Origin of the sequence: Massilia sp. YIM B02763 (assembly GCF_030412015.1) — a bacterium.
In the GTDB taxonomy this organism is placed as follows: Bacteria; Pseudomonadota; Gammaproteobacteria; order Burkholderiales; family Burkholderiaceae_D; genus Telluria.
This window is the reverse complement of the sequence record NZ_JASNRD010000014.1, coordinates 53,836-76,620: the sequence shown is the minus strand read 5'-3', so window position 1 is coordinate 76,620 and position 22,785 is coordinate 53,836. Positions and strand designations below refer to the sequence as shown.

Here is a 22,785-nt window from a genome sequence, read left to right as displayed (position 1 = left end):
CTATTGCGCGCCGCTCGCCACGGTGGCCGGTTCGTCCATCTTCAGCGCCCGGGCCAGGAAACCCCAGCGGTCCGCGACTTCCTCGATCTGCTTGGCCGTCGGCTTGCCCGCGCCGTGGCCCGCCTTGGTGTCGATGCGGATGATCACCGGATTGCCGCCCGCCTGCGCCGCCTGGGCCGCCGCGGCGAACTTGAAGCTGTGCGCCGGGACCACGCGGTCGTCGTGGTCGGCCGTCGTGATCATCGTCGCCGGATAGCAGGTGCCGGACTTGATGTTGTGCAGCGGCGAGTACTTGACCAGCGCCTTGAACTCGTCCGCGTTCTCGGACGAGCCGTAGTCCGAGGTCCAGGCCCAGCCGATGGTGAACTTGTGGAAGCGCAGCATGTCCATCACGCCCACCTGCGGGATCGCGGCGCCGAACAAATCGGGACGCTGCGTCATCGCGGCGCCCACCAGCAGGCCGCCGTTGCTGCCCCCGCCGATCGCCAGCTTGCCGGGCGACGTGACCTTGTTGGCCACCAGCCATTCGGCCGCGCCGATGAAGTCGTCGAACACGTTCTGCTTCTTGAGCTTCGTCCCCGCCTCGTGCCAGGCCTCGCCGTATTCGCCGCCGCCGCGCAGGTTGGCGACCACGTACACGCCGCCCATCTCCATCCAGGCCAGGTTGGCCGGCGAGAACGCGGGCGTGAGCGAGATATTGAAGCCGCCGTAGCCGTACAAGTAGGTTGGATTGCCGCCGTCCAGCTTCAGGCCCTTCTTCGACACGATGAACATCGGCACCCTGGTACCGTCGCGGCTTGTATAGAACTGCTGGCGCGTCTCGTAGGCGGCCGGGTCGAACGCCACCTTCGGCTGGCGGAACACCGTGCTGGCGCCGCGCTGCATGTCGAGGCGGTAGATCGTCGTCGGCATCGTGTAGCTGGTGAAGGCGAAGAAGGTTTCGCCCTCGCTCCGCTTGCCGCCGAAGCCGGACACGCTGCCGATGCCCGGCAGCGCCAGCTCGCGCACGGGCTTGCCGTCCAGGTCGACGATGCGCACGCTGCTGCGCGCATCGACCAGGTATTCGTTGACGAGCTGGTTGTCGATGAGGTGGCTGGCCACGAGCGTGTCGCGGCCTTCGGGCACCACGGTCTTCCACGCGCCTTCCCGCGGCTTGCGGGTGTCGATGGCGACGATGCGCTGGCGAGGTGCCTTGCGGTCGGTGACGAAGTAGAACACGGGGCCGACGTTGTCGACGAATTCATAGGCCGCGTCGAAATTGTCGATCAGCGGCAGCACCTTGGCGCCGGGTTTGGAGAGGTCCTTGTAGAAGATACGGTATTTGTGCGCAGTCCCCTTGCTGGCCTGGATGATCAGGTAGCGGCCGTCGTCCGTCGTCATGGCCTGGAAGCCCCATTCCTTTTCGTCCGGCCGGTCGTAGACGAGCGTGTCGGCGCTCTGCGGCGTGCCGACCTTGTGGTAATACAGCTTCTGGAAGTAGTTGACGTCGGCCAGCTTGGTCGCTTCCTTCGGCTCGTCGTAGCGGCTGTAGAAGAAACCCTTGCCGTCGTGGGTCCAGGCGGTGCTGGAGAACTTGACCCACTTGATGTGGTCGTCCAGGTCCTTGCCCGTCTCGATGTCGCGCACGCGGATCTGGTTCCAGTCCGAGCCCGAGGCCGCCGTCGAATAGGCGAGCAGTTTGCCGTCCGGGCTCACGGCGGTGCCGGCCAGCGCGACGGTGCCGTCCGCCGCCAGCGTGTTCGGGTCCAGCAGCATCCGGGGCGTGTCGTCCAGCGACGTCATCGTGTACAGCACGCTCTGGTTCTGCAGGCCGTCGTTGCGGCTGTAGAAGTAGCGTCCGCCCTCCTTGTACGGCACCGTGTAGCGCTCGTAGTTCCACAGCTGGGTGAGGCGCTCGCGGATCGCGCCGCGCTGCGGGATCTGCGCGAGATAGGCCTGCGTCACCTTGTTCTCGGCATCGACCCAGGCCTTCGTCTCGGCGCTGTTCGCATCTTCCAGCCAGCGGTACGGGTCGGCGACCCTGGTGCCGAAATAATCGTCGGTCTGGTCGACCTTCTTGGCGACCGGATAGGCCAGCGGCGTGCCGTTGCAGGCCGGTGCCTGCGCTTGGGCGAGCGCCGGGCCGGCGCCGAAAGCGGCGGCCAGCGCGGCGGCCAGGGTGAGGTGTCTCAGGTGCATATGGTTGTCAATATCGGAGTCGATGAACGCTTATCGGAAATACCACAAAGCATCTTAGCCCGAATTCATTGAATGACGTGCATCACCTCACCCTGCTTCACGTCATGTCACTTCACATTGATGAAAGGCACCGCGCCGCCGGCGACGTTCGGCAGCTTGCCGTCCCACTTCTCGATCGCCATGCGCTGGTTCTCCATCTCGCGCAGGCGGATCAACTCGGGCGTCACCTGCTGGCGCTGCACGGCCAGCGATTCCGCCTCGGCGCGGGCCTGGGCGACGCGCTGCTTGGCCTCGACCTCGATGCGCTGCAGGTCACGCTCGGCCTTGAGCTTCAACTGCTCGGCCGTCGTCTTGGCTTCGATCGCGTCGTTGAACGACTTCGAGAAGTTGAAGTTCACGATCGAGAACTCGTCCACGACGATGCCGTGCCGTCCCAGGCGCTCGCGCAGCTGGGCGACAATCTGGTCGCGCACGTCGGTACGCTTGGCCACCAGTTCCTCCGCCGTGAAGCGTGCCGTGACGGCCTTCACGGCTTCCTGCACGGCCGGCAGGATGATGCGCGTGCCGGGCTCGTTGCCGAGGTCGCGGAACACGGACACGGTGCCCTGCGGCAGCACGTGGTAGTTCAGCGCCACCCGCGTATGGACGGTCTGCAGGTCGCGCGACGCGGCGTCGCCATCGCCCTCGCCTTTCTGGATCGAGACATTCACCAGGTTGAGCTTCTGCGCCAGCGGGATGCGGAAATGGATACCCTCGCTCAGCACCTGGTCGCTCGGGCTGCCGAACGTCGTCATCACGCCCCGGTGCCCGGCCGGAACCGTGCCGAATGGCGCGAGCGACCATAGCAGGATCAGCAGGACGATGATGCCGAACACTTTCAACGGCAGGGTTTTCATTATTCTTTTCCTTTCTCATGGTTCTGCCGGACGATGTATTTTCTCCGGCAGGTCGTCTTGTTCGATGACGACAAATAAAGTGTAGCGCCGGGAATGGAAGATGAAAATCAGATATTTTAGATCCCCATCTGCGGAAACTTCGAAGCGCCCGACATTCGTATCCGACATACTGGGAACGAAATCGCTAATACGACGATATCGCCAATGCGACCTAAAGGCGCGTCGAATAAACGCGTTGCGGGCTGCGCGAATGGGAATGTTGGTGAGTTCCCTTTGGTAAGAGTTCGAATACATGGCCTGCAAGGCCACAGTCGCATGGACGCCGCCTGGCCGCTGGATATGAGAGGTAAATCGTGCACCAACGGCACGAAATGTTCGCGGTAACCGACCGTTATGCTCAGCACCGCAAAGCGCTACGGCCGCAACATCGAGGATCTCAGGCAGCACGAAAAACCGATCCGTAGCGGACCACGGCACGGCGAATCGGTAATTCCGCGATCAGTACCGCATCAGATCGCATTGCGTCATGGTGAAGCCTTTTCCGGGTTCCGGCTCATCACTTGGAAATGTGACTAGGTAGCGTTCAATTTTCTCGTCTGGTATTCGACGCGGTATGAAATACTGAGCGTGTCGTGAACGTGCTAGCCCGCACATGCCTCGAAGAACAAACATCGATGACGAAACCGACCCGCCGGACCGACGTATGATCTGAACAATCGATGAATCCGTCCTTCGCTCGATTTCCCGAAAATCCATGTCGAGCAGCTTCCCATTCTCCACCGGGACATCCTTCACCGACAAGTCGTACAGGGTTGAATCACTCGCCAATAACGTTGGCGGTGTCAATGCAAGGGCGCCAGCAAGAACGAAAACATGCTTCATTTACTCTCCCGGTTTGGATCGTCGACAGGCCCGTGCATTTAATCCAGCGATGCTCGCGGCTGAGCTGCAAAAGCCAGCACAAGGCCAGTATGCAATTAATACGCGAAATTGACCTGGTTGTTCGCGACGTCCTGGAAGATGCACCGAATGGTATTGCTTGGTGCTGCCAACCCGCGCGTCAGCGTCTGCGCTTCGCAACCGGAGCCAAGGCGTTGCGCCAAGACGCCGATATTCCGATGTCATCTTAATGACAGGGCATTGCTGAGCGCAATCGCATTCATTGAATAGGCGGATGACTGTTTTCGACGAGGGGCCGGCGGACAAGGTGCGAGCGTATCCGTCACGACGGCTACTGTCAGTTTTCCGACAATAATGTCGAGTCGAACCACACATCCTCGTAGGCGTCCGCGATTTGGAATCGGTAGCCAGGAGGCAGTGACAGGTACGGCATTACGGATGGCAGGTAGTCGACGACATGGTGGACGTGCAGCGGCTGATAGAAGTCGGGATCGGTTGAAGCGTCTTTTCCGCACCAGATAAACCATCCGCACGTACCAGCGAGGCGCACACGTAACCCGTTAATCGGCAGCTTCCCAACGGTTGCAAGCGCAATTCCGAGATGTTCACCAGTACGAGACGGGATGCCGACGACCCCAAATCTTGAACATACTTCTTCCTGCGTTTCCAAGAGCCACCCTCGAGGTTGGATGATTGACCTTAGCCGTTGATATTCCCCTGCTGGCCCGCAGCGCGGAATCGACACGACCCAGTGTATCCAGCGGTTGACTTCATGGCAATCAGGGACGCTGTTGGGGCACGATCCGCAGCACGCCGTACTGCAGGCTGATCAGGCGGCGCGCCGCTCCGTTCCGCCGCTCGAACGCCCGCGCAGCCAGCGCCGGCGCAGGTCGATCGCGCTGTCGATCTCGCGCGGCGACAGGCGGCGGGCGACGATGGCCTTGGTGGCGCTGGCGGCGGCGTCGCCGGCGTCGGCCGCCAGCAGCATCCACATATAGGAGCGCACGCTGTCGCGCGCCACGCCGCGGCCGGCGCCGTACATGCCGCCCAGGTTGTACTGGGCCAGCGGATGGCCCTGCTCGGCCGCCAGGCCGTACCACTGCACGGCCAGCGCATCGTCCTGGCGCACGCCCTGGCCGTTGGCATACATGACGCCGAGGTTGTTCTGCGCGCTGGCATCGCCCTGCTCCGCGGCGCGGCGGTACCATTCGGCGGCCACGGCCTCGTTGCGGCACACGCCCTGGCCGTTGGCATAGATGACGCCGAGGGTGAATTGGGCGTTGGCGGCGCCCTGGTCCGCCGCACGCCGGTACCAGACCATGGCGCGCTGGGGGTCGCGTGGCGTGCCGCGCCCCTGCGCATACATGGTGCCGAGCTGGTACTGCGACGGCGCATGGCCGCGCCGTGCCGCCTGTTCGTACCAGGCGAGGGCCGCCGCCTCGTCGCGCTGGCCCGCGGGCCCGTCCGCCAGCAGCCGGCCCAGGCTCCAGGCGGCCTCCGCATCGCCCCGCTCGGCCGCGCAGCGCAGCCAGGAAATGCCCGCCGTGCGGTCCGGCGGCATGCCGCGGCCTTCCAGGCAGGCTTGGCCCAGCAGGCGCTGGCCCGGCGCGTGGCCGCGCGCGGCGGCGCGGCGGAACCAGTGCACGGCCTCGGCCTCGCCCGGCGCCACGCCCTGGCCGTGGCGGTACATCAGGCCCAGGCTGACCTCGGCTGCAGCATCCTCGAGCATGGCGGCCTTGCGGAACCACGCCATCGCGAGCGGATGGCTGGCGGCCACGCCTTCCCCGCGCAGGTAGCATTCGCCCAGGCGTTGCTGGGCACTGGCCAGGTCCTGCTCGGCCGCTTTCGCGTACCAATGGACGGCCAGCTCGGCGTCGCGCGGCATGCCGCGGCCGTGGCGCGCCATGTCGCCCAGATTCTGCTGGGCGGACGGATCCCCCTGCTCCGCCGCCAGCTTGAACCAGTACGCGGCCTCGGTGTCGGACTGGGGCAGGCCGCGGCCCAGGAACAGCATGCTGCCCAGGTGGTTCTGGGCGAAGGCCAGGCCCTGGCCGGCGGCGCGGCGCAGCCAGCGGCAGGCCGCGGCATCGTCGCGCGGCGTGCCGTCGCCGTTCTTGTACATCAGCGCGAGATTGAATTGCGCGTACGGATCGCCCCGCTCGGCGGCGCGCGCGAACCAGAGCAGGAGCTCGGGCTTGTGCGGCGACGTGTGCGTTAGCGTAGGCGGCGGCGTGTTCGGCAGCATATGCGGGGGCTTGTGCGGTGAGGGGTCGCCTTCCATGTTCGCTCTCCGGACTGACGTGGTTGAACTCGGACGGACAAGGCCGGCGAACCGCGCCAAGCGGCTTGCCATGCACTCGATACTTGCCAAAAGTTTAAATTTGAGCAGGGCTGCGGATTTGACCTGCACCAATCGGGAGGGGATGGACAGCGGCGAAAGCGCCCACGCGCCGGCGCCGGCGGCGTCAGTGGCCGGAGCGGCTCGCGACGTAGGCGTCGATGAAGCGCGGGACCTTGGCGGCCGCCACGCCGTTGAGCGACACCAGCAGCTCGGGCGCGACGCGGTGCAGCCCGTAGGACTCGCCCAGGTGGCGGCCGATGTGCAGCAGTACCTGGGCCGCGGCTTCGGCATCGGCCTCGGCGCGGTGGGCGCGGCCGCCGAACACAATGCCCAGCGATTGCGACAGCTGCCCCAGCTTGTAGCTGGCCAGCCCCGGAAACACGCGGCGCGACAGCTTCAGCGAACACACCAGGCCCGTGTGGCGGCAAGCGCGGCCCAGCAGCGCCCCCTCGGCCTTGAGGAATTTCTCGTCGAAGCTGGCGTTGTGGGCGGCCAGGGTGTCGCTACCGATGAAGTCCAGCAGCGCCGGCACCACCTCGTCGGCCGGCGGCGCGCCGTCGACCATCTGCTGGGTGATGCCGGTCAGCTGGGTGATGAAATACGGGATGCGCACGCCGCAATTGACGAGCGAGACGTAGCGCTCGACGATCTCGCCGCCGGCGATGCGCAGCGCGGCCACTTCGGTGATACGGTCGCCCGTGTCCGGCGACAGGCCGGTGGTCTCGAAGTCGAGCATGACGATGGGGCGTTCGAACACGATGATCCTTTCTGTGATGGTGTGCGGCGCGGCTCAGCCGTAACGGCGCGCGGCGTCCAGCGCCAGGCCCGCGCCGATGCTGCCGAACAGGTCGCCCTCGACGCGGCGCGCGTCCGGGACGATGGCGGCGATGCGCTCGCGCAGCGCGGCCACGCCGCTCGAGCCCCCCGTGAAGAATACCGTGTCCACCCGCCCCGCCGCCACGCCGGCATCCGCCAGCAATTGCTGCACGGTGGCGCCGACCTGGTCGACGAGGCTGGCCGCGGCCTCGTCGAAGCCGGCGCGCACGATGCGCAGCTGCTCGGCCGGCCGCAGGCGGTCCAGGTCCAGTACGACCTCGGGCGCGTCGGACAGCGCGATCTTGGCCTCCTCCACGCGCATGGCGAGCCAGTGGCCGGCGCGCTCGTCGATCAGGTGGCGCAGGCGCTGCAGTTTGTCGGGCTCGGCCGCGTCGCGGACGAGCTCGGCCAGCTGGGCGACGCTCTTGCGGGTATAGGCCTGGTTGATCGTGTGCCAGGTCGCCAGGTTGAAATAATAGCTCGACGGGATCGCTGCGCCCGACACGAGCTGGCTGCCGTAGCCCAGCAAGGGCATCACGCTCGCCAGGCTCAGGTATTTGTCGAAGTCGGTGCCGCCGATGTGCACGCCGCCGTTGGCCAGCAAATCCTCGCGGCGGTCGGGACGGCCGGCGCGCTCCGGCCCCAGGCGCACCAGCGAGAAGTCCGAGGTGCCGCCGCCGATGTCGGCGATCAGCACCAGCTCCTCGCCGCCGATGCGCGACTCGTAGTCGAACGCGGCGGCGATCGGCTCGTACTGGAAGCCGATCTCCTTGAAGCCCACCGAGCGCGCGATGTCGGCCAGCGTGTCCTCGGCCAGGCGGTCGGCGTCCGGATCGCCGTCGACGAAGTAGACGGGGCGGCCGAACACGGCATGGTCGAACGGGCGGCCGGCCTGCTGCTCGGCGCGGCGCTTGACCTCGCCGATGAAGTGGCCCAGCAGTTGACGGAACGGCAAGGCGCGCCCGGCGACCTCCGTCTGCCCCTCCATCAGGCTCGTGCCGAGCAGGCTCTTCAGCGAGCGCATCAGGCGGCCATCGTAGCCCTCCAGGTAGTCCGCCAGGGCCGCGCGGCCATAGCGCACCGCATCCTCGTCGGCATTGAAGAACACGACCGAAGGCAGGGTCGGCTTGCCGTCCTCCAGGGTCAGGAGGGTCGGATGGCCGGGGCGTACCCAGCCGACGGTGGAATTGGACGTGCCGAAGTCGACGCCGCAAGCGTTCGCCATGGAAGCCTCTCGTGGAAAAGGGGCGAGAGTGTAGCAGATTCCGGGCCGGACGGCACCTGGCGCCGAGTCCGCGAGGCCGCGCCGCCACGCCCGGCTTGCAGTATCATCGGCCTACCTTCCCCCGGCGCGAGGCGACCATGCAGCGCGAATGGACTCTGCAGCGCAACTGCTCCCTGACGCCGCGCCAGGTCGCCCTCGCCTACGCCGCCGTCTGCACCGTGTCCCTCGCCGTGGCCGTCGCCTTCCTCGTGAACGGCGTCTGGCTGGTGCTCGCCTTCAGCCTGGCCGAGCTGGCCGCCGTCGGGCTCGCACTGCTGTTGTATGCACGGCATGCCACCGACCACGAGCGCATCGCCCTGTCGGACGGCGCCCTCGTGGTCGAGTGCGTGCAGGCCCAGCGCCGCCGCGTCACGCGCCTCGATCCGCGCCTTACCCGCGTCCTGCTGCCGGATGGACCGGGACGGGCGCTCGTTCAGCTGGAAGCGCGCGGTGTGCAGGTCGAGGTCGGCCAATTCGTCACGGACGCGCGCAAGCGCCAGGTGGCGCACGAGTTGCGCCAGGCTTTGCGGGCCGTCTCCACGACGGCGCGCTGAGCGCCGCTCCCGCCCGGCGACGACCCCATCCGTGTAAGCCGCCTCTTACATCCACACGGCGAGGGTACCGATGTTTCAAATTTTTTATGTTTTGCATAATGCGGTATTCGCCGGGCCACACTTTATTTGTCACGTGGCCCGGCCCTGCATTGGAGAATAAAAAAACATGAGCGTTACCCAACAAGGATATGCGATCGTCGTGCACGGCGGCGCCGGCAGCCCGCGCGACTACGACGACGGCTGCGAGCGCGCCGCCGAACGTGCCGCGCAAGAGCTGGCGATCAGCGCCGACGCGCTGGACGCCGCCATCGCGGCCGTGGCCGTCATGGAAGACGACGGCCGCTTCAACGCAGGCACGGGCTCCGTGCTGTGCCTGGACGGCGCCACCGTCGAGATGGACGCCTCGATCATGGACACGAAGGGCCGGCTGGGCGCCGTCGCCTGCGTGCAGGGCGTCAAGAATCCCGTGCTGCTGGCGCGCGCCGTGGCCGACACGCCGCACTGGCTGCTCGCCGGCGACGGCGCCAACCGCTTCGCCGCCGCGATCCAGCATCCGGTGCACACCGAGATCTCGCAGCGCCAGCGCGACGCCCACGCCAAGGTCGTCAAGGAACTGGCCGGCTCCCTGCCCGCCATGCCCGGCATCGACCCGCAGGCCAAGGCATTCCTGCGCTTCTGGAACTACCAGACGCCGCTCGACCTGCCGGAAAACGCGGCCTGCGACACCGTCGGCGCCGTCGTGCGCGGCCCCGACGGCCACTTCGCCGTGGCGCTGTCCACGGGCGGCTCGGCGCCGTCCCTGCTCGGCCGCGTGGGTGACACGCCCATCATCGGCAGCGGCTTCTATGCCGGCCCGGCCGGCGCCGTCGCCGCGACCGGCATCGGCGAACAGATCGTGCGCCACCTGCTGGCGCGCACCGTCTACGGCTGGATCGAGGACGGCATGCCGCTGCAGCAGGCGCTGGAACGCGGCATCGGGCTGTTCGACCCGGCCGTGCCCGTCGGCCTGATCGCCGTCAGCAAGACCGAGGCGGGTTCCTTCTCCAACCGCGACATGCCGCAGGCAAGGATCATCCAGCAATGACGACGCAAGACCAGGACATGCAGGACCGGGCCGCCCGCCTGGCGACCAGCCACGGCCACCTCGTGATCATCGGCGGGCACGAGGACAAGCAGCACGACATGGAGATCCTGAAGCGCTTCGTCGAGCTGTCCGGCGGCGCCGATGCGAAGATCGTCGTGATCACGGCGGCCAGCGCGGTCGCCGACGACATGTGGGAAACCTACGACAAGGCCTTCGCCGACCTTGGCGTGCGGCGCCACGTCCACCTGCACCTGGCCAGCCGCCAGGATGCCAACAACGAGGAGCACATCCGCGACGTGGTCGACGCCACCGGCATCTTCATGACGGGCGGCGACCAGAAGCGCCTGCTCGCCATCATCGGCGGCACGGCGCTGGACGCGGAGATGCACGCCGCCCTCAAGCTGCGCGGCGCCTGCATCGGCGGCACCAGCGCGGGCGCTTCCGCGATGTCCGGCCACATGCTGGCCACGGGACGCGTCGAGCTGCATCCGGAAAAAGGTTCGGTGAGCCTGGGCGCGGGCCTGGGATTCCTGCACCGCGTCGTGATCGACCAGCACTTCTCGGAACGCCAGCGCCTGTCGCGCCTGTTGACGGTGGTCGCGCAGAACCCCTACCTGCAGGGCATCGGCATCGACGAGGACACGGCCCTCGTCGTCGAGCGCGGCGCCGGGATCGAGGTGCTGGGCCAGGGCGCCGTCACCATCGTCGACGGCCGCTCGATGGAGTCCAACGTCGCCGAGATCGCCAACAACGAAACCCCCGAACTGATCGACGTGCGCCTGCACCTGCTGCCCTCCGGCAGCAAGTACGTGTTGCCGCATGCCGCGCGAGAAGAAGGCGCGCGCCGCATCCCGGCGCCGCTGCTCGAGTTTTTGGAAAATGTAACGAAACGGAATCCGATCTCATGAGAATCACTGAACAACGCTTCCTGCGCGGCCCGAACCTGTACGCCGCGACGCCCTGCATGCTGGTCGTGGTCGACGCCGCGTCGGCACACGACGCCGGCGTCGCCGGCCTCGGCGCTCGCCTGCTGGCCCTGCTGCCCGGCATGCCCCCGGAAGCGTCCGCGCGCCTGTCCGCCTGCCAGGCCCCGCACGATGCCCTGGAACCCGTGCTGATGGAATTGCAGCGCCTGGCCGGCGCGCCCGGCGCCTTCAGCCAGACGCACGAAGACCAGGCCCGCCCGGACAAGGTACGCATCGCCTGCGGCTACGCCATCGAGCAGGTCGCGCGCGCCGCCCTGGATGCGGCGCGCACGCTGATCGAGGCCTGCGTCCGCCACGACGCACCGGACCTGGAAGCGCTGCTGGACGAACTGCGCGACACGGCGCACCGCCACGCGATCGGCACCAGCACGGGTGCCGTGCTGGCCGCCGCGCACAAGCGCGGCATCCCGAGCCTGCGCCTGACCGAGGATGCGAACCTGTTCCAGCTCGGCTGGGGCAGCCGCCAGAAGCGCCTGCAGGCCACCATCACGGGCGCGTCGAACCACATCGCCGTGGGCATCGCCAGCGACAAGCAGCTGACCAAGACCCTGCTCGACCAGGCCGGCGTGCCGGTGCCGGGCGGCTCCACCGTCGCCACGCTGGCCGAGGCGCTGCGCGTGGCGCGCCGCATGAAGGGCCCCGTCGTCGTCAAGCCGCTCGACGCGAACCAGGGCAAGGGTGTGACCGTCAACTGCGCGACGCCCGAGGAGGTCGAGCGCGCCTACGACTTCGCGCGCCAGTACGGCCGCCGCATCATCGTCGAGGAACACCTGCAAGGCCGCGACTACCGCGTGCTCGTCACGGGCCGCAAGGTCGCCGCCGCGTCCTGGCGCCGCCCGCCGCACGTGGTGGGCGACGGCGTCTCCACCGTGCGCGCGCTGGTCGAGCTGGAAAACGCCAATCCGGCGCGCGGCGCCGGCCACACCAACATCCTCACGAAAATCCCGCTCGACGACGTCGCGCTGGACGTCCTGGCCAAGCAGGGCTACGACCTGGACGCCGTGCCGCCGGCAGGCGCCGTGGTCGAGCTGCGCGGCAACGCCAACCTCTCCACCGGCGGCACCGCCGAAGACGTCACGGACCTGCTGCCGGAGGAAACCCGCGACATCTGCATCCGCGCCGCGCGCACCATCGGCCTGGACGTGGCCGGCATCGACATCGTGTGCCAGGACATCGCGCTGCCGCTGCGCGAACAGGACGGCGGCATCATCGAAGTCAACGCCGCGCCCGGCATCCGCATGCACCAGTACCCGAGCCGCGGCACGCCGCGCGACGCCGGCGACGCCATCGTCGAGGCGCTGTTCGGCCAGGACGACGGCCGCATCCCCGTCGTGGCCGTCACGGGCACCAACGGCAAGACCACGACCACGCTGCTGGTGGCCCACGCAGCCCGCATGGCCGGCCTGCGCACGGGCGTCACCACGACCGAGGGCGTGTTCATCGACGGCGACCGCATCGTCAAGGGCGATTGCACGGGCTACCGCTCGGCGGGCACCGTGCTCGCCAGCCCCGACGTTGACTTCGCCGTGCTGGAGACGGCGCGCGGCGGCCTGCTCAAGCGCGGCCTCGCCTACGACCAGTGCGACGTCGCCGTCGTCCTGAACGTCTCCGCCGACCACCTGGGCCTGGACGGCATCGACAGCGTCGAGGAGCTGGCGCGCGTGAAGAGCGTCATCGCCCGGCGCGCGCGCCGCGCCGTCGTGCTGAATGCCGAGGACGACCATTGCGTGGCGATGGCCGGCCAGCTGGATCCGGGCGTCGAGGTGCTGTACTTCGCGCTGGACGCCGACAACCCTGTGCTGCTGCGCCACCTGGAAAAAGGCGGCCGCGCCGTGTACCTGCAGGACAACAGCATCGTGCTGGCCGGCGCCAGCCGCCATGAAGCGCTGCTGGACGTGCGCACCATGCCCGTCACCCTCAAGGGCGCGGCCCGCTACAACATCGCAAACAGCCTGGCGGCGGCGGCGGCGCTGGCCGCGACCGGCTTCGGCAACCTGGAAATCGCCGACGGCCTGCGCACCTTCGTCTCGGACTGGAAGCATAATCCGCTGCGCTCGAACGTCTTCGACGTGGACGGCGTTACCGTCATCGTCGACTACGCCCACAATGCGGCCGCCTACGCCGCGCTGGCCGAGACGGCGCGCGCGATGACGCCGGGCCGCCTGGTCGGCGTCGTCGCCGCGCCGGGCGACCGCCGCGACGGCGACCTGGTCGACATCGGCGCGACCTGCGCCGCCGGCTTCGACGAGCTGGTCGTCTACGAGACGGAGAACCGCGGCCGCGCCTCCGGCGCCGTGTCCCAGCTGCTGGTGCAGGGCGCGCAACTGGCCAAGTTCGAGGCCGACCACCTGCAGGTGGAGCTGGACGTGCACAAGGCGATCCGCGCCGGGCTGGCGCGCTGCGAGCCCGGCGACGTGCTGGTGTTCGGCTGCGGCTCGTCGATCACGGAACTGACGGAGGCGATCCGGCCGACGTCGCCGGAGACGGCGCGCAGGATTGCGGCCGAAGCGGTCTGAGTTAACGCCGACATGTCGTCCCTGCGCAGGCAGGGACCCGGTTTTCATGCGCAGCGATGGCGCGCGCGGAACTTGGGTCCCCGCCTGCGTGGGGGCGACGTCTTTTAACGGTTGCGTCACAAAAAAAGCCGCCCCTGCGCAAGCACGGGCGGCTTTTCATTGCCGATCTTCCTTATCCCACCTGCGCCGCGATCTTTTGCGCACTCTCCGGATCCATCTCCCGGATCGCTTCCACGAACACGTCCAGCGAGGAACCGCAGGCGAACACCAGCACGTCGCCCCGTTCGCACAGCGACAGGCCCAGGCGCACCGCCTTGCCCACGTCCAGTTCGCGGCGCAGCGTGTCCGACACGCCGACCACTTCCTCGGCGCCGCGCAGGATCAGGTCCACGGCCTCGCCAGCGGGCCGGCCGCGCGGCGCCGAATCGTAGACGACCAGTTCGTCGAAGCCGGCCCCGCACACGCGGCCCACGTCCATCAGGTCGGCGTCGCGCCGGTCGCCGGGCGCCGTGACGATGCCGACCAACTGGCCCGGCAGCAGCGCGCGCGCCATCTCGACGAGGGCGGAATACGCCGCCTTGTTGTGCGCATAGTCGACGATGACCGTCACGCCGCGCACGTCGAACACGTTGGTACGCAGCGGATTGGTCTTGCCGTCGCTGACGAAGGTCGACAGGCCGGTCGCGATCTGGAGGTTGGTGAAACCGGACGCCATCAGGCCCGCCGCCGCGGCCAGCGCGTTGGCGATGTTGTAGCGCGCGCGGCCGCCGAAGGCGATGGGCATGGATTCCACGCGCAGCAGCTCCTGGTGGTAGGTCGCGTCGGCGACGACGATGGCGTTGTCCTGGAAATAGGTGGCGCGGCCGCCCTCTTCCAGGTGGCGCAGCAGCACGGGATTGTCGGCCTCCATCGCGAAGTAGACGATCTCGACGTCCGGGTGGATGCGGCGCGCCATGGCCACGCACAGCGGATCCTCCGCATTGAGCACGACGGCGCGCGACGCCGACATCGGCACCACGGCCTTCACCTGGGCCAGGTCCTCGATCGTGTCGACGCCGTCCAGGCCCAGGTGGTCGGCCGCCACGTTCAGCACGATGCCGACGTCGCAGCGGTCGAACGCGAGGCCGCGCTTGAGGATGCCGCCGCGCGCCGTTTCCAGCACGGCGAATTCCACGTCGGGCGAGGCGAGCACGGTGCGTGCCGACCAGTAGCCGGTGCAATCGCCGCTCGCCACCTGCTTGCCGTCGATGTAGACGCCGTGCGTGGTCGTCACCCCGGTGACGCGGCCGGCCAGGCGCACCGTGTGCGCCATCAGCAGCGTGGTGGTGGTCTTGCCGTTGGTGCCGGTCAGGGCGATGACGGGAATGCGGCCGTCGCCATGGCCGAACATGCCCTCGACGATGGCGTCGCCCGCATCGCGCGCCTGGCCGCTGCTCGGATGCTGGTGCATGCGGATGCCCGGCGCGGCATTGACCTCGATGACGGCGCCGCCCTGCTCGTCCAGCGGCACGGCGATGTCGCGGCATACGATGTCGATGCCGGCCACGTCCAGGCCGATCTTGGCGGCGGCGCGCACGCACAGGCGGCGCGTGGATTCCGGCAGCAGGTCCGTCACGTCCTCGGCGGTGCCGCCAGTCGACAGGTTGGCGTTGCCGCGCAAATAGACGGTGGCGCCGGCCGGCGGGACGGCGTCCGGCACGTAGCCCTGCTTGCGCAGCAGGTCCTCGGCGTGGGCGTCGAGCGCGATCTTCGTCAGGATGTTCGTGTGGCCGGCGCCGCGCGCGGGATTCGCGTTTTCCGCGTCGACCAGGTCACGCACGGTGCTGATGCCGTCGCCCACGACATGGGCCGGGCGCCGGCACGAAGCGGCCGCCACCTTGCCCCCGGCGACCAGCACGCGGTAGTCGGCGCCCTCGACGAAGCGTTCGACGATGACGCGGCGGCCATGCTTGCGCGCGAACGCGTAGGCCTGCTCGACTTCGCTGTCCGTGCGGCAGTCGACGGTCACGCCCTTGCCCTGGTTGGCGTCGAGCGGCTTGACGGTGACGGGCACCGCCAGCTTGCGCGCCACGCGCAGCGCATCCTCGATCGTCGTGACGGTTTCGCCCTGGGGCACGGGCACGCCCGCTTCCTGCAGCAATTGCTTGGTCAGCTGCTTGTCGCCGGCGATGCGCACGGCGATGGTGCTCGTGTCGCCCGTGACGGTGGCCTGGATGCGCTTCTGCTTCGCACCCCAGCCCAACTGGAACAGGTTGGCATCCTCGGTGATGCGCTGCACGGGAATGCCGCGTTCCTGCGCGGCCGCCAGCACGGCTGCCGTGCTGGTGCCGATCGCATAGTGTTCGGCCACGTCGCGCAATTCCTGCAGGCGCGGCTCCAGGTCGAACGGCTTGCCGTGGGCCAGTGCGTCGACGATGTCGACGGCCAGGGCGAAGGCCGGCTGCGCCACCTTTTCCTGCAGGTAGGCGACGACCACGCGGTACTGGCCCGGCTTGCCCGTCACGGGACGCGTGCGGCCGAAGGCGACTGGCGCGCCGGCCAGGCATTGCAGGCCGAGGGTCACGTGTTCCACGACGCGGGCGAGATAGGTGCCCTCGCGCAGGCGCTGCGCGAAGCCGCCCGGTTGCCCGGTCGGCACCAGGTAGTCCGCCAGCGACGGCAGCAGATCGAGCAAGGCGACGGTGAACTGGGGGATATCGCGGGTGGAGACGCCGTACAAGTCGTCGAGGTCGAGCACGGACAGCAGGCATGGGGATTCCGCGTGGATGTTCGGGCCACGCAGGAAGCGTTGTTCAAGTATGTGCACAGGATTCCTCGTTCTGGACAACGGGACGCGGCCGCCGGTGGTGCCGGCGGCCGCGTCCCAGGGTAAAGCTTCTGTTGTAAACGTCAGGCGTCGAGCAGTTTGGAATACATGCGGGTCGCCATGAGGCCGATAGCCGTATGATGCACGGAAGGCGACATCAGGCGCGCCAGCATGGACATCGCCTCGGATTTGCCCGCGGCGTTGGCAACGCGCTCTTCCAGCTGGATCAGTTCGCTGTCGCCGCCCGTGCCGGCGCTACGGCGCCGGATCAGGCCCCGTTCGGGGTAGCCGCTGCGCTCCCCCTGCTGGTTCAGCTTGTCCAGCGTGCGCTGGCGCGCGCGGTGGGACAGGACGCGGCCCGTGCGGCTCGTCTTGACGTCGTCGCGGGTGCTCGTGATCCAGTCGCGCAGCACTTCCTGCTCGTAGGCGGAGAACACGCCGAACATCTCGGCGCGCTCGCCCTGGATCAGGCGCCAGAAGCGGCTGTTCTCGACCGGTTCGCCGCGCTGGATCCAGCCCGCGTCTTCCATCGCCTTCAGGAAGGCGGGAATATCGGCCGGTTCGGACAGCCAGTCGTTGACGGAACGGCCGGCCACGCGGCAGTAATCCGAATGCATGTTCTTGCCGATGGCCGCCTTCGCCGTGAAGATCTCGACCAGCTCCGCCTCCAGGTCGAACGAGCCGATGATGGAGGTGGTGCAGGCGCCCAGGTCGTTCAGGCGGTAGCCGTCCAGCACGCGGCGCCAGAACGCGGCCGGGTCGCTCGACTGGGCCGCCAGGCTGCGCACGGCCTGGACGGCCTTGTGGGCGTGGCCGCTGCCGGCATTGTCGACGGTGACGTGCAGCGTGAAATAGTAGGGGTCGATGCCCAGCTCGTTCAGTTCGTAGGACGTGATCAAGAGGTGCAGCGGCAGCTGTTCATAGCCCAGGTTAAAGCCGACGACTTCCGGCAGGAACTGGTCGGCGCAGTAGGCCAGCGCCAGCTGGATCGCGCCCTGGACGAAGTAGTCGTCGGACAGGCCTTCCCAATGCTCGCAGCCGTGGGCGGCCAGCAGGCGGCGGTACAGCGTGACGTGGTTCTTGTCCGGCACGCCGTCGCCGAGCTCTTCGAGATAGGTCTTGATCAGCGGGTGGTAGTCCGGGTTTTCCCAGCGCGACAGCACGCCGTACAGCCAGGCGCCGTCGACCAGCTTGGTCGGCGCAGCGCCCTTCAGGAAGTACAGGGCGTGCGATTTGTTCGAAAAATAACGGCGCGGCGCGCCGTTCTTGCGCGCAGCCAGGTATTCGCGGTAGGACAGGCCCACGGCTTCGGAACGGCCCTGGATCCAGCCCGGCAGTTGCCACGGCGCATCCGGCAGCTCGTCCGGTTCGGCGCGGGTGGCCTCGATCTGCGCGCGCAGGTAGGCGCGCGCGGCTTCCACATGCTCGGCCGGATTGTCCAGCAGTGCAAAATAAAGTGCTTTCGAATCCAGGGCGGGGATGGCGGCGCGTGTCTCCGGGGTGGTACGCGCATTCGTGCTCTCGATGGCAAACGTAGAGGTCATGGCAAATCTTTTTGGTAACTGTTCTACCTCGATTATGCGGACCGGTGCATGAGGACGTAATCGGTACGCTCCCCTCCTCGTTGTCGGACAATGATTACAAAAAATGCATTCATTTCAAGAAAGATATTTTTATATTCATTCCTGATGGCAATGCGTCAATCCATGAAAAAGGGCGGCTCGCGGCCGCCCTTCCGAGTCCGCCGCGGCAGCCGCGGCACACACTTTATTTATTGCTGGACATGCAGCTTGGAGCGCGAACGCGCGTAGCCGAAATACACGACCAGGCCGATCGCCAGCCAGATGCCGAAGGCGATCCAGGTAATGGCCGACAGGAAGGACATCAGCGCCAGGCAGAAGATCACGGCGATCGCCGGCACGACGGGCACGCCCGGGCAGCGGAAGGCGCGCTTCAGGTCCGGACGCTTCTTGCGCAGCACGATCACGGCCACCGACACCAGGCAGAACGCGGCCAGCGTGCCGATGTTGACCAGCTCGGCCAGCACGTTCAGGGGCACGAAGGCGGCCATCAGGCCGAACACGATGCCGACCATCCAGGTGGCGAAGAACGGGGTACCGTATTTCGGATGCACGGTCGACAGCTTGGCCGGCAGCAAGCCGTCGCGCGACATGGCGAAGATGATGCGGGTCTGGCCGTAGGCCATCACCAGGATCACGGTGGTCATGCCCAGGATCGCGCCCAGGTCGATCCAGCCGGCGAACCAGTTCTCGCCCGCGTGCTGCAGGGCCAGCGAGACCGGATGGTCGACGCCTTCGAACAGCTTGAACGGGACGATGCCGGTCATGATGCCGGCCACGATCACGTACAGGACGGTGCAGATCAGCAGCGAACCGATGATGCCGATCGGCAGGTCACGCTCCGGACGCTTGACTTCCTCGGCGGCCGAGGTCACGGCGTCGAAGCCGATGAAGGCGAAGAACACGACGGCGGCGGCGCTCATGATGCCGTTCACGCCGAACGGGGCGAACGGGTGCCAGTTGGCCGGCGCCACGTGCTTGAAGCCCACGAAGATGAACAGCAGCACGACCACGGTCTTGATGATCACCATGACGTTGTTCACGCGCGCCGATTCGCGCACGCCCAGCGACAGCATCCAGGTCAGCAGCAGCATGATGCACAGGGCCGGCAGGTTCATATAGGTCTGCACGCCCGGCAGCGCGCCCGGCGCGGCCGACAGCACCTTGGGAATCTCGAGGCCGAAACCGGCCATCAGCGATTGGAAATAGCCCGACCAGCCGCTGGCGACGGTCGACGTGGCGAGGCCGTACTCGAGCAGCAGGTCCCAGCCGATCATCCACGCCACCAGTTCGCCCAGCACCGCATAGCTGTAGGTATAGATCGAACCGGCGATCGGCACGGTCGATGCGAACTCGGCATAGCACATCGCCGCGAACCCGCAGGCGATGGCGGCGACGATGAAGGACACCGTCAGTGCCGGGCCCGCAGTCAGCGCGCCCGCGCCGGTCAGCACGAAGATACCGGTACCGATGATGGCGCCGATGCCCATCAGGATCAGGTCGGTCGGACCCAGTACCTTCTTCAGTCCGCCAGGGGTAGCGGCGGACGCGACCATGTTGTCGAGATTCTTGGTTCTGAAAAGACTCACTGCTTTCTCCAATCGATAGTAGATAGATCCCGGACCCTCGTTATTGTGTGCGCCGCCGCAGAGCGATCGTGTCGTTCTCGACCGACACACGCGCGATGTCTCCTCTTGGGTACGGGCTTGCGCGGCTTTCCGGCATGCAAAAACAATGCCGGGCAGCAGCGTTAGCGGCGTGACATTATCACCATTCTCTTAACGGGAATCAAAGGATTACTTAAAAAATCCGTTTGTTTAGGATGGAAATGCTGGCGACGGCCGCCTCGGATGACGATCGATCCGCCTGTGAAGCGCGACGTTTGCTAGCGTAGGGTGCAGATGAGCAGTTCCGGATCCGCATTCAGGCGCAAGGGAATGCCCGCGCAACCGACGCCCCGGCTAACGATCAACGGTCCGTTGCCGGGAATGTCGTAGCGGCCATAACAGTAGTCGCGCGACACGGGTCCGCTGGGCCGGAATAGCGGCGCACCATTTTGGAGCGCGATCTGCCCACCGTGGGTATGGCCGGCGAAGCCGACGTCGAAATGCTGACCCTCCAGGCGCCACAAACCATCCGGAGAATGCATGAGGTAAATACGCACCGGCCCGGCGCCGGCGAAGGCGTCGCGCGCGGACGGCTGGCCCGTCCAGGGGTCGTCGATGCCGCAGATGCTGACCTCGTCGAACGGGCCGGGCAGCGCCACGCTGCGGTTGACCAGCACCCCCACCCCGGCGTCGCGCAGCACCCGCTCGATGGTCTCGCGGCCGTTCCAGACGTCGTGGTTGCCCATCACCGCGTAGGCGCCGAGCGGCGCGAGGACGGCGGCGCGGCGCAGGAACGCCGCCAGCGCCTGGACGTTGCCCGCGTCGAAGGACACGTAGTCTCCGCCCAGCAGCAGCACGTCCGGACGCTCGCGCTCGACCTGCAGCAGGAGATCGTCGAACAGGGCGCCGTGCGTCGTCGGCCCCGCATGGAAGTCGGACGCGAAGCCGATGCGCAGCGGCTGCGGCAGGCGCCTGCCGCCCTTGACCTCGACGTCCTGGCGCACGACGCGCACCCTGCCCTGGCCGCCGAGCCGGTAGCTGAGCCCTGCGACCATGCCGCCCAGCAGCAGGAAGTTCAGGACGCGTTCGGTGGCGTGGCGGATGGGGCGGCCGTGCTTGTTCTTGCTCATGCGTAAGATACTTGTAAAACTGGCACTCTACACCAAGCGTCCCGCGGACGGCGCAGATTAGCCGCCGGGCGTGCATGGACTAGTGCGCTAGATCAAGAGCCGCTAAGATTGGCCTCCACTTTTATCACAACGCCGATGCTGACCCTCGACCAATTCCTCGCCTTCCTCGCCGCCGCCGTCCTGCTGACCCTGTCGCCGGGGCCGGACAATATGATGGTCCTGAGCATCGGCATCGCCAAGGGACGCCTGCGCGGGATCGCCTTCGGCCTGGGCTGCGCGTTCGGCTGCCTGAGCCATACGCTGCTGGCCGTGGTCGGCGTCAGCGCCCTGATCGCGGCGTCGCCGGTGGCGTTCACGGCATTGAAGGTGTGCGGCGGCCTGTACCTGGCCTGGATGGGCTGGCATGCGATCCGCAGCCGGGGCGGCGCTCGCGTCGATCGGGCCGAGGGCGTGGCGGAATCCGCGCGCACGCTGTTCTTCAAGGGCATGCTGGCCAACGCGATCAATCCGAAGGTCGCCCTGTTCTTCCTCTCCTTCCTGCCGCAGTTCGTGGCTGCCGGCCGCGGTGACGCCAACGTGCAGATCGCGCTGCTGGGCCTGACCTTCACCCTGCAGGCCGCCGTGCTGTTCGGCCTGCTCGGCTTCTTTTCGGGGACGATCGGCGCCTGGCTGGGGCGCCGCCCGGCGGCGGGCATGTGGCTCGACCGCATCGCCGGAGCCGTGTTCATCGGCCTGGGCCTGCGCCTGATCGTGGCGCGCTGATCGACGGCGCCGGCCACCGCCCGCCGATCCCGGCGGGCCCGGTCAGCCGCGCCGGCCGTCGCGCGACTCGATCAGCTCGACCTTCAGCCAGCCGGGGCGGTGCAGGTCGAATTCCTTGTAGGCGTCGATCACGGATTCCATGCCTTCGCGTTGGGTGATGATCGAGGTCGGGTCGAAGGCCCCCGTACGCACCAGTTCGATCAGGTCGGGAATGTATTTGCGGTGGTTGCAGTTGCCCATGCGGATGGTGAGGTTCTTGTTCATGGCGCTGCCGATCGGGAAGGAGTTGTCCGACGGCGGATACACGCCGATGATCGACAGCGTGCCTGCCTTCGCCAGCGCCTGCACGGCCCACTGCTGGGCCTGGGACGGCGCCTGGCCCGGATGCCAGTTGTCGCCGTCCGGATGCTGGTGCGGCGCCACTTCCTGTACCTCGCGCTCGAACTGCTCCTTCTTCTCGGCCGCCTGTTGCGCGGCCGGGCCATGGTGCGGGCATGCGGCATCGACGCCCACGGCATCGATCACGGCGTCGACGCCGATGCCGCCCGTCAGCTCGAGAATGGTCTTGACGGGATCCTCCTCGTCAAAATTGATCACCTCCGCGCCCTGGCGCCGCGCGACCTCCAGGCGGTCCGGCAGGTTGTCGACGGCCAGCACGCGCGCCGCGCCCATCAGCTTGGCCGAGGCGATCGCGAACTGGCCGACCGGACCGCAGCCGAACACGGCCACCGTGTGGCCATGCTCGATGTCCGCCAGGTCGGCGCCGAACCAGGCCGTCGGGAAGATATCGGACAGCAGGATCGCCTGGTCGTCCGTGACCTCGTCCGGCAGGCGGATCAGGTTCACGTTGGCGAAGGGGACGCGCGCCTTCTCGGCCTGCAGGCCGTTGAACGGGCCGGTCGCCTTCGGCCCGCCGTAGAAGGCGGTGCCAGCCGACGGGCCGTTGGGGTTGGCGTTGTCGCACTGGGCATAGTAGCCGGCGCGGCAGTACGAGCAATAGCCGCAGGCGATGGTCGAGGGGATCACGACCCGGTCGCCGATCGACAGGTTGCGCACGTTGCTTCCGAGCTGCTCGACGATGCCGACCGCCTCGTGCCCGAGGATCGTCCCCGCTTCCATGCCGCTGAAGCTGCCGCGCACGAAGTGCAGGTCCGTGCCGCAGATGGCGCTGGTGGTGATGCGGACGATGGCGTCCTGCGGTCCTTCGATGCGGGGTTCGGGAACGTCTTCGAGGCGGATGTCGCCGACGTCGTGGAATACAACGGCTTTCATGTCGATCCTTTCGATGCTCTGCGTAACGTTGGGTGGAGGTAACGGCGCGCCGCGCCCCGGGGCCGGCACGAACATCCAGCTTAGCATCGGGTA

18 protein-coding genes are annotated in these 22,785 nt (G+C 67.5%); 5 read left to right on the top strand and 13 right to left on the bottom strand.

Annotated elements, in window-relative coordinates:
- From QPK32_RS17590 to QPK32_RS17555, 8 genes are all read right to left on the bottom strand, one after another.
- On the bottom strand, nucleotides 1-2,178 hold the full coding sequence (locus QPK32_RS17590; protein ID WP_290414096.1) for a prolyl oligopeptidase family protein: 2,178 nt from the start codon (nucleotides 2,176-2,178) through the stop codon (nucleotides 1-3).
- A 107-nt stretch (nucleotides 2,179-2,285) separates the two neighbouring features.
- Nucleotides 2,286-3,074, bottom strand: a complete 789-nt coding sequence (locus QPK32_RS17585; protein WP_290414095.1) for a prohibitin family protein — start codon at nucleotides 3,072-3,074, stop codon at nucleotides 2,286-2,288.
- Nucleotides 3,075-3,089: 15 nt separating this feature from the next.
- Nucleotides 3,090-3,521: a hypothetical protein gene (locus tag QPK32_RS17580; protein WP_290414094.1), complete on the bottom strand. Its 432-nt coding sequence runs from the start codon at nucleotides 3,519-3,521 to the stop codon at nucleotides 3,090-3,092.
- 51 nt (nucleotides 3,522-3,572) lie between these two features.
- Complete coding sequence (locus QPK32_RS17575) at nucleotides 3,573-3,956, bottom strand: hypothetical protein (protein ID WP_290414093.1); 384 nt, start codon at nucleotides 3,954-3,956, stop codon at nucleotides 3,573-3,575.
- Nucleotides 3,957-4,311: 355 nt separating this feature from the next.
- On the bottom strand, nucleotides 4,312-4,644 hold the full coding sequence (locus tag QPK32_RS17570) for a hypothetical protein (RefSeq protein ID WP_290414092.1): 333 nt from the start codon (nucleotides 4,642-4,644) through the stop codon (nucleotides 4,312-4,314).
- 159 nt (nucleotides 4,645-4,803) lie between these two features.
- Nucleotides 4,804-6,255 (bottom strand): tetratricopeptide repeat protein, encoded by a 1,452-nt coding sequence (locus QPK32_RS17565; RefSeq protein WP_290414091.1) that lies wholly within the window; start codon nucleotides 6,253-6,255, stop codon nucleotides 4,804-4,806.
- A 184-nt stretch (nucleotides 6,256-6,439) separates the two neighbouring features.
- A complete protein-coding gene (locus QPK32_RS17560; protein WP_290414090.1) occupies nucleotides 6,440-7,072 on the bottom strand; it encodes a 3'-5' exonuclease in 633 nt (210 codons plus the stop codon).
- A 33-nt stretch (nucleotides 7,073-7,105) separates the two neighbouring features.
- Nucleotides 7,106-8,356, bottom strand: a complete 1,251-nt coding sequence (locus QPK32_RS17555) for an Hsp70 family protein (RefSeq protein ID WP_290414089.1) — start codon at nucleotides 8,354-8,356, stop codon at nucleotides 7,106-7,108.
- A 137-nt stretch (nucleotides 8,357-8,493) separates the two neighbouring features.
- Between QPK32_RS17555 and QPK32_RS17550 the strand changes: the two genes are divergently transcribed.
- The 4 genes from QPK32_RS17550 to cphA (QPK32_RS17535) all read left to right on the top strand — a co-directional run bounded on the left by QPK32_RS17550 (nucleotide 8,494) and on the right by cphA (QPK32_RS17535) (nucleotide 13,535).
- On the top strand, nucleotides 8,494-8,949 hold the full coding sequence (locus tag QPK32_RS17550; protein ID WP_290414088.1) for a DUF2244 domain-containing protein: 456 nt from the start codon (nucleotides 8,494-8,496) through the stop codon (nucleotides 8,947-8,949).
- Between the two features lie 166 nt (nucleotides 8,950-9,115).
- Nucleotides 9,116-10,033, top strand: a complete 918-nt coding sequence (locus tag QPK32_RS17545) for an isoaspartyl peptidase/L-asparaginase (protein WP_290414087.1) — start codon at nucleotides 9,116-9,118, stop codon at nucleotides 10,031-10,033.
- Nucleotides 10,030-10,941 (top strand): cyanophycinase, encoded by a 912-nt coding sequence (locus QPK32_RS17540; RefSeq protein WP_290414086.1) that lies wholly within the window; start codon nucleotides 10,030-10,032, stop codon nucleotides 10,939-10,941. The genes QPK32_RS17545 and QPK32_RS17540 overlap by 4 nt, the downstream gene beginning before the upstream one ends.
- Nucleotides 10,938-13,535 carry a cyanophycin synthetase gene (gene cphA / locus QPK32_RS17535; RefSeq protein WP_290414085.1) on the top strand — a complete coding sequence of 866 codons (2,598 nt, stop codon included), beginning with the start codon at nucleotides 10,938-10,940 and terminating at the stop codon, nucleotides 13,533-13,535. Before QPK32_RS17540 ends, cphA (QPK32_RS17535) begins: the two co-directional genes overlap by 4 nt.
- A 172-nt stretch (nucleotides 13,536-13,707) precedes the next feature.
- Here cphA (QPK32_RS17535) and cphA (QPK32_RS17530) read toward each other — a convergent pair whose 3' ends face one another.
- The 4 genes from cphA (QPK32_RS17530) to QPK32_RS17515 all read right to left on the bottom strand — a co-directional run bounded on the left by cphA (QPK32_RS17530) (nucleotide 13,708) and on the right by QPK32_RS17515 (nucleotide 20,658).
- On the bottom strand, nucleotides 13,708-16,341 hold the full coding sequence (gene cphA / locus QPK32_RS17530) for a cyanophycin synthetase (protein ID WP_290414084.1): 2,634 nt from the start codon (nucleotides 16,339-16,341) through the stop codon (nucleotides 13,708-13,710).
- Nucleotides 16,342-16,424: 83 nt separating this feature from the next.
- Nucleotides 16,425-17,885 (bottom strand): iron-containing redox enzyme family protein, encoded by a 1,461-nt coding sequence (locus QPK32_RS17525; protein WP_290414083.1) that lies wholly within the window; start codon nucleotides 17,883-17,885, stop codon nucleotides 16,425-16,427.
- A 227-nt stretch (nucleotides 17,886-18,112) separates the two neighbouring features.
- Complete coding sequence (locus tag QPK32_RS17520) at nucleotides 18,113-19,510, bottom strand: amino acid permease (protein WP_290414082.1); 1,398 nt, start codon at nucleotides 19,508-19,510, stop codon at nucleotides 18,113-18,115.
- A 296-nt stretch (nucleotides 19,511-19,806) separates the two neighbouring features.
- Nucleotides 19,807-20,658, bottom strand: a complete 852-nt coding sequence (locus tag QPK32_RS17515) for a metallophosphoesterase (protein WP_290414081.1) — start codon at nucleotides 20,656-20,658, stop codon at nucleotides 19,807-19,809.
- A gap of 135 nt (nucleotides 20,659-20,793) precedes the next feature.
- Between QPK32_RS17515 and QPK32_RS17510 the strand changes: the two genes are divergently transcribed.
- Nucleotides 20,794-21,420, top strand: coding sequence for a LysE family translocator (locus QPK32_RS17510; protein WP_290414080.1), 627 nt, complete (start codon nucleotides 20,794-20,796; stop codon nucleotides 21,418-21,420).
- Between the two features lie 42 nt (nucleotides 21,421-21,462).
- Here the strand turns inward: QPK32_RS17510 and QPK32_RS17505 are convergent, their stop codons facing one another.
- Nucleotides 21,463-22,692 (bottom strand): zinc-dependent alcohol dehydrogenase, encoded by a 1,230-nt coding sequence (locus QPK32_RS17505; RefSeq protein WP_290414079.1) that lies wholly within the window; start codon nucleotides 22,690-22,692, stop codon nucleotides 21,463-21,465.
- Nucleotides 22,693-22,785 lie beyond the last annotated feature (93 nt).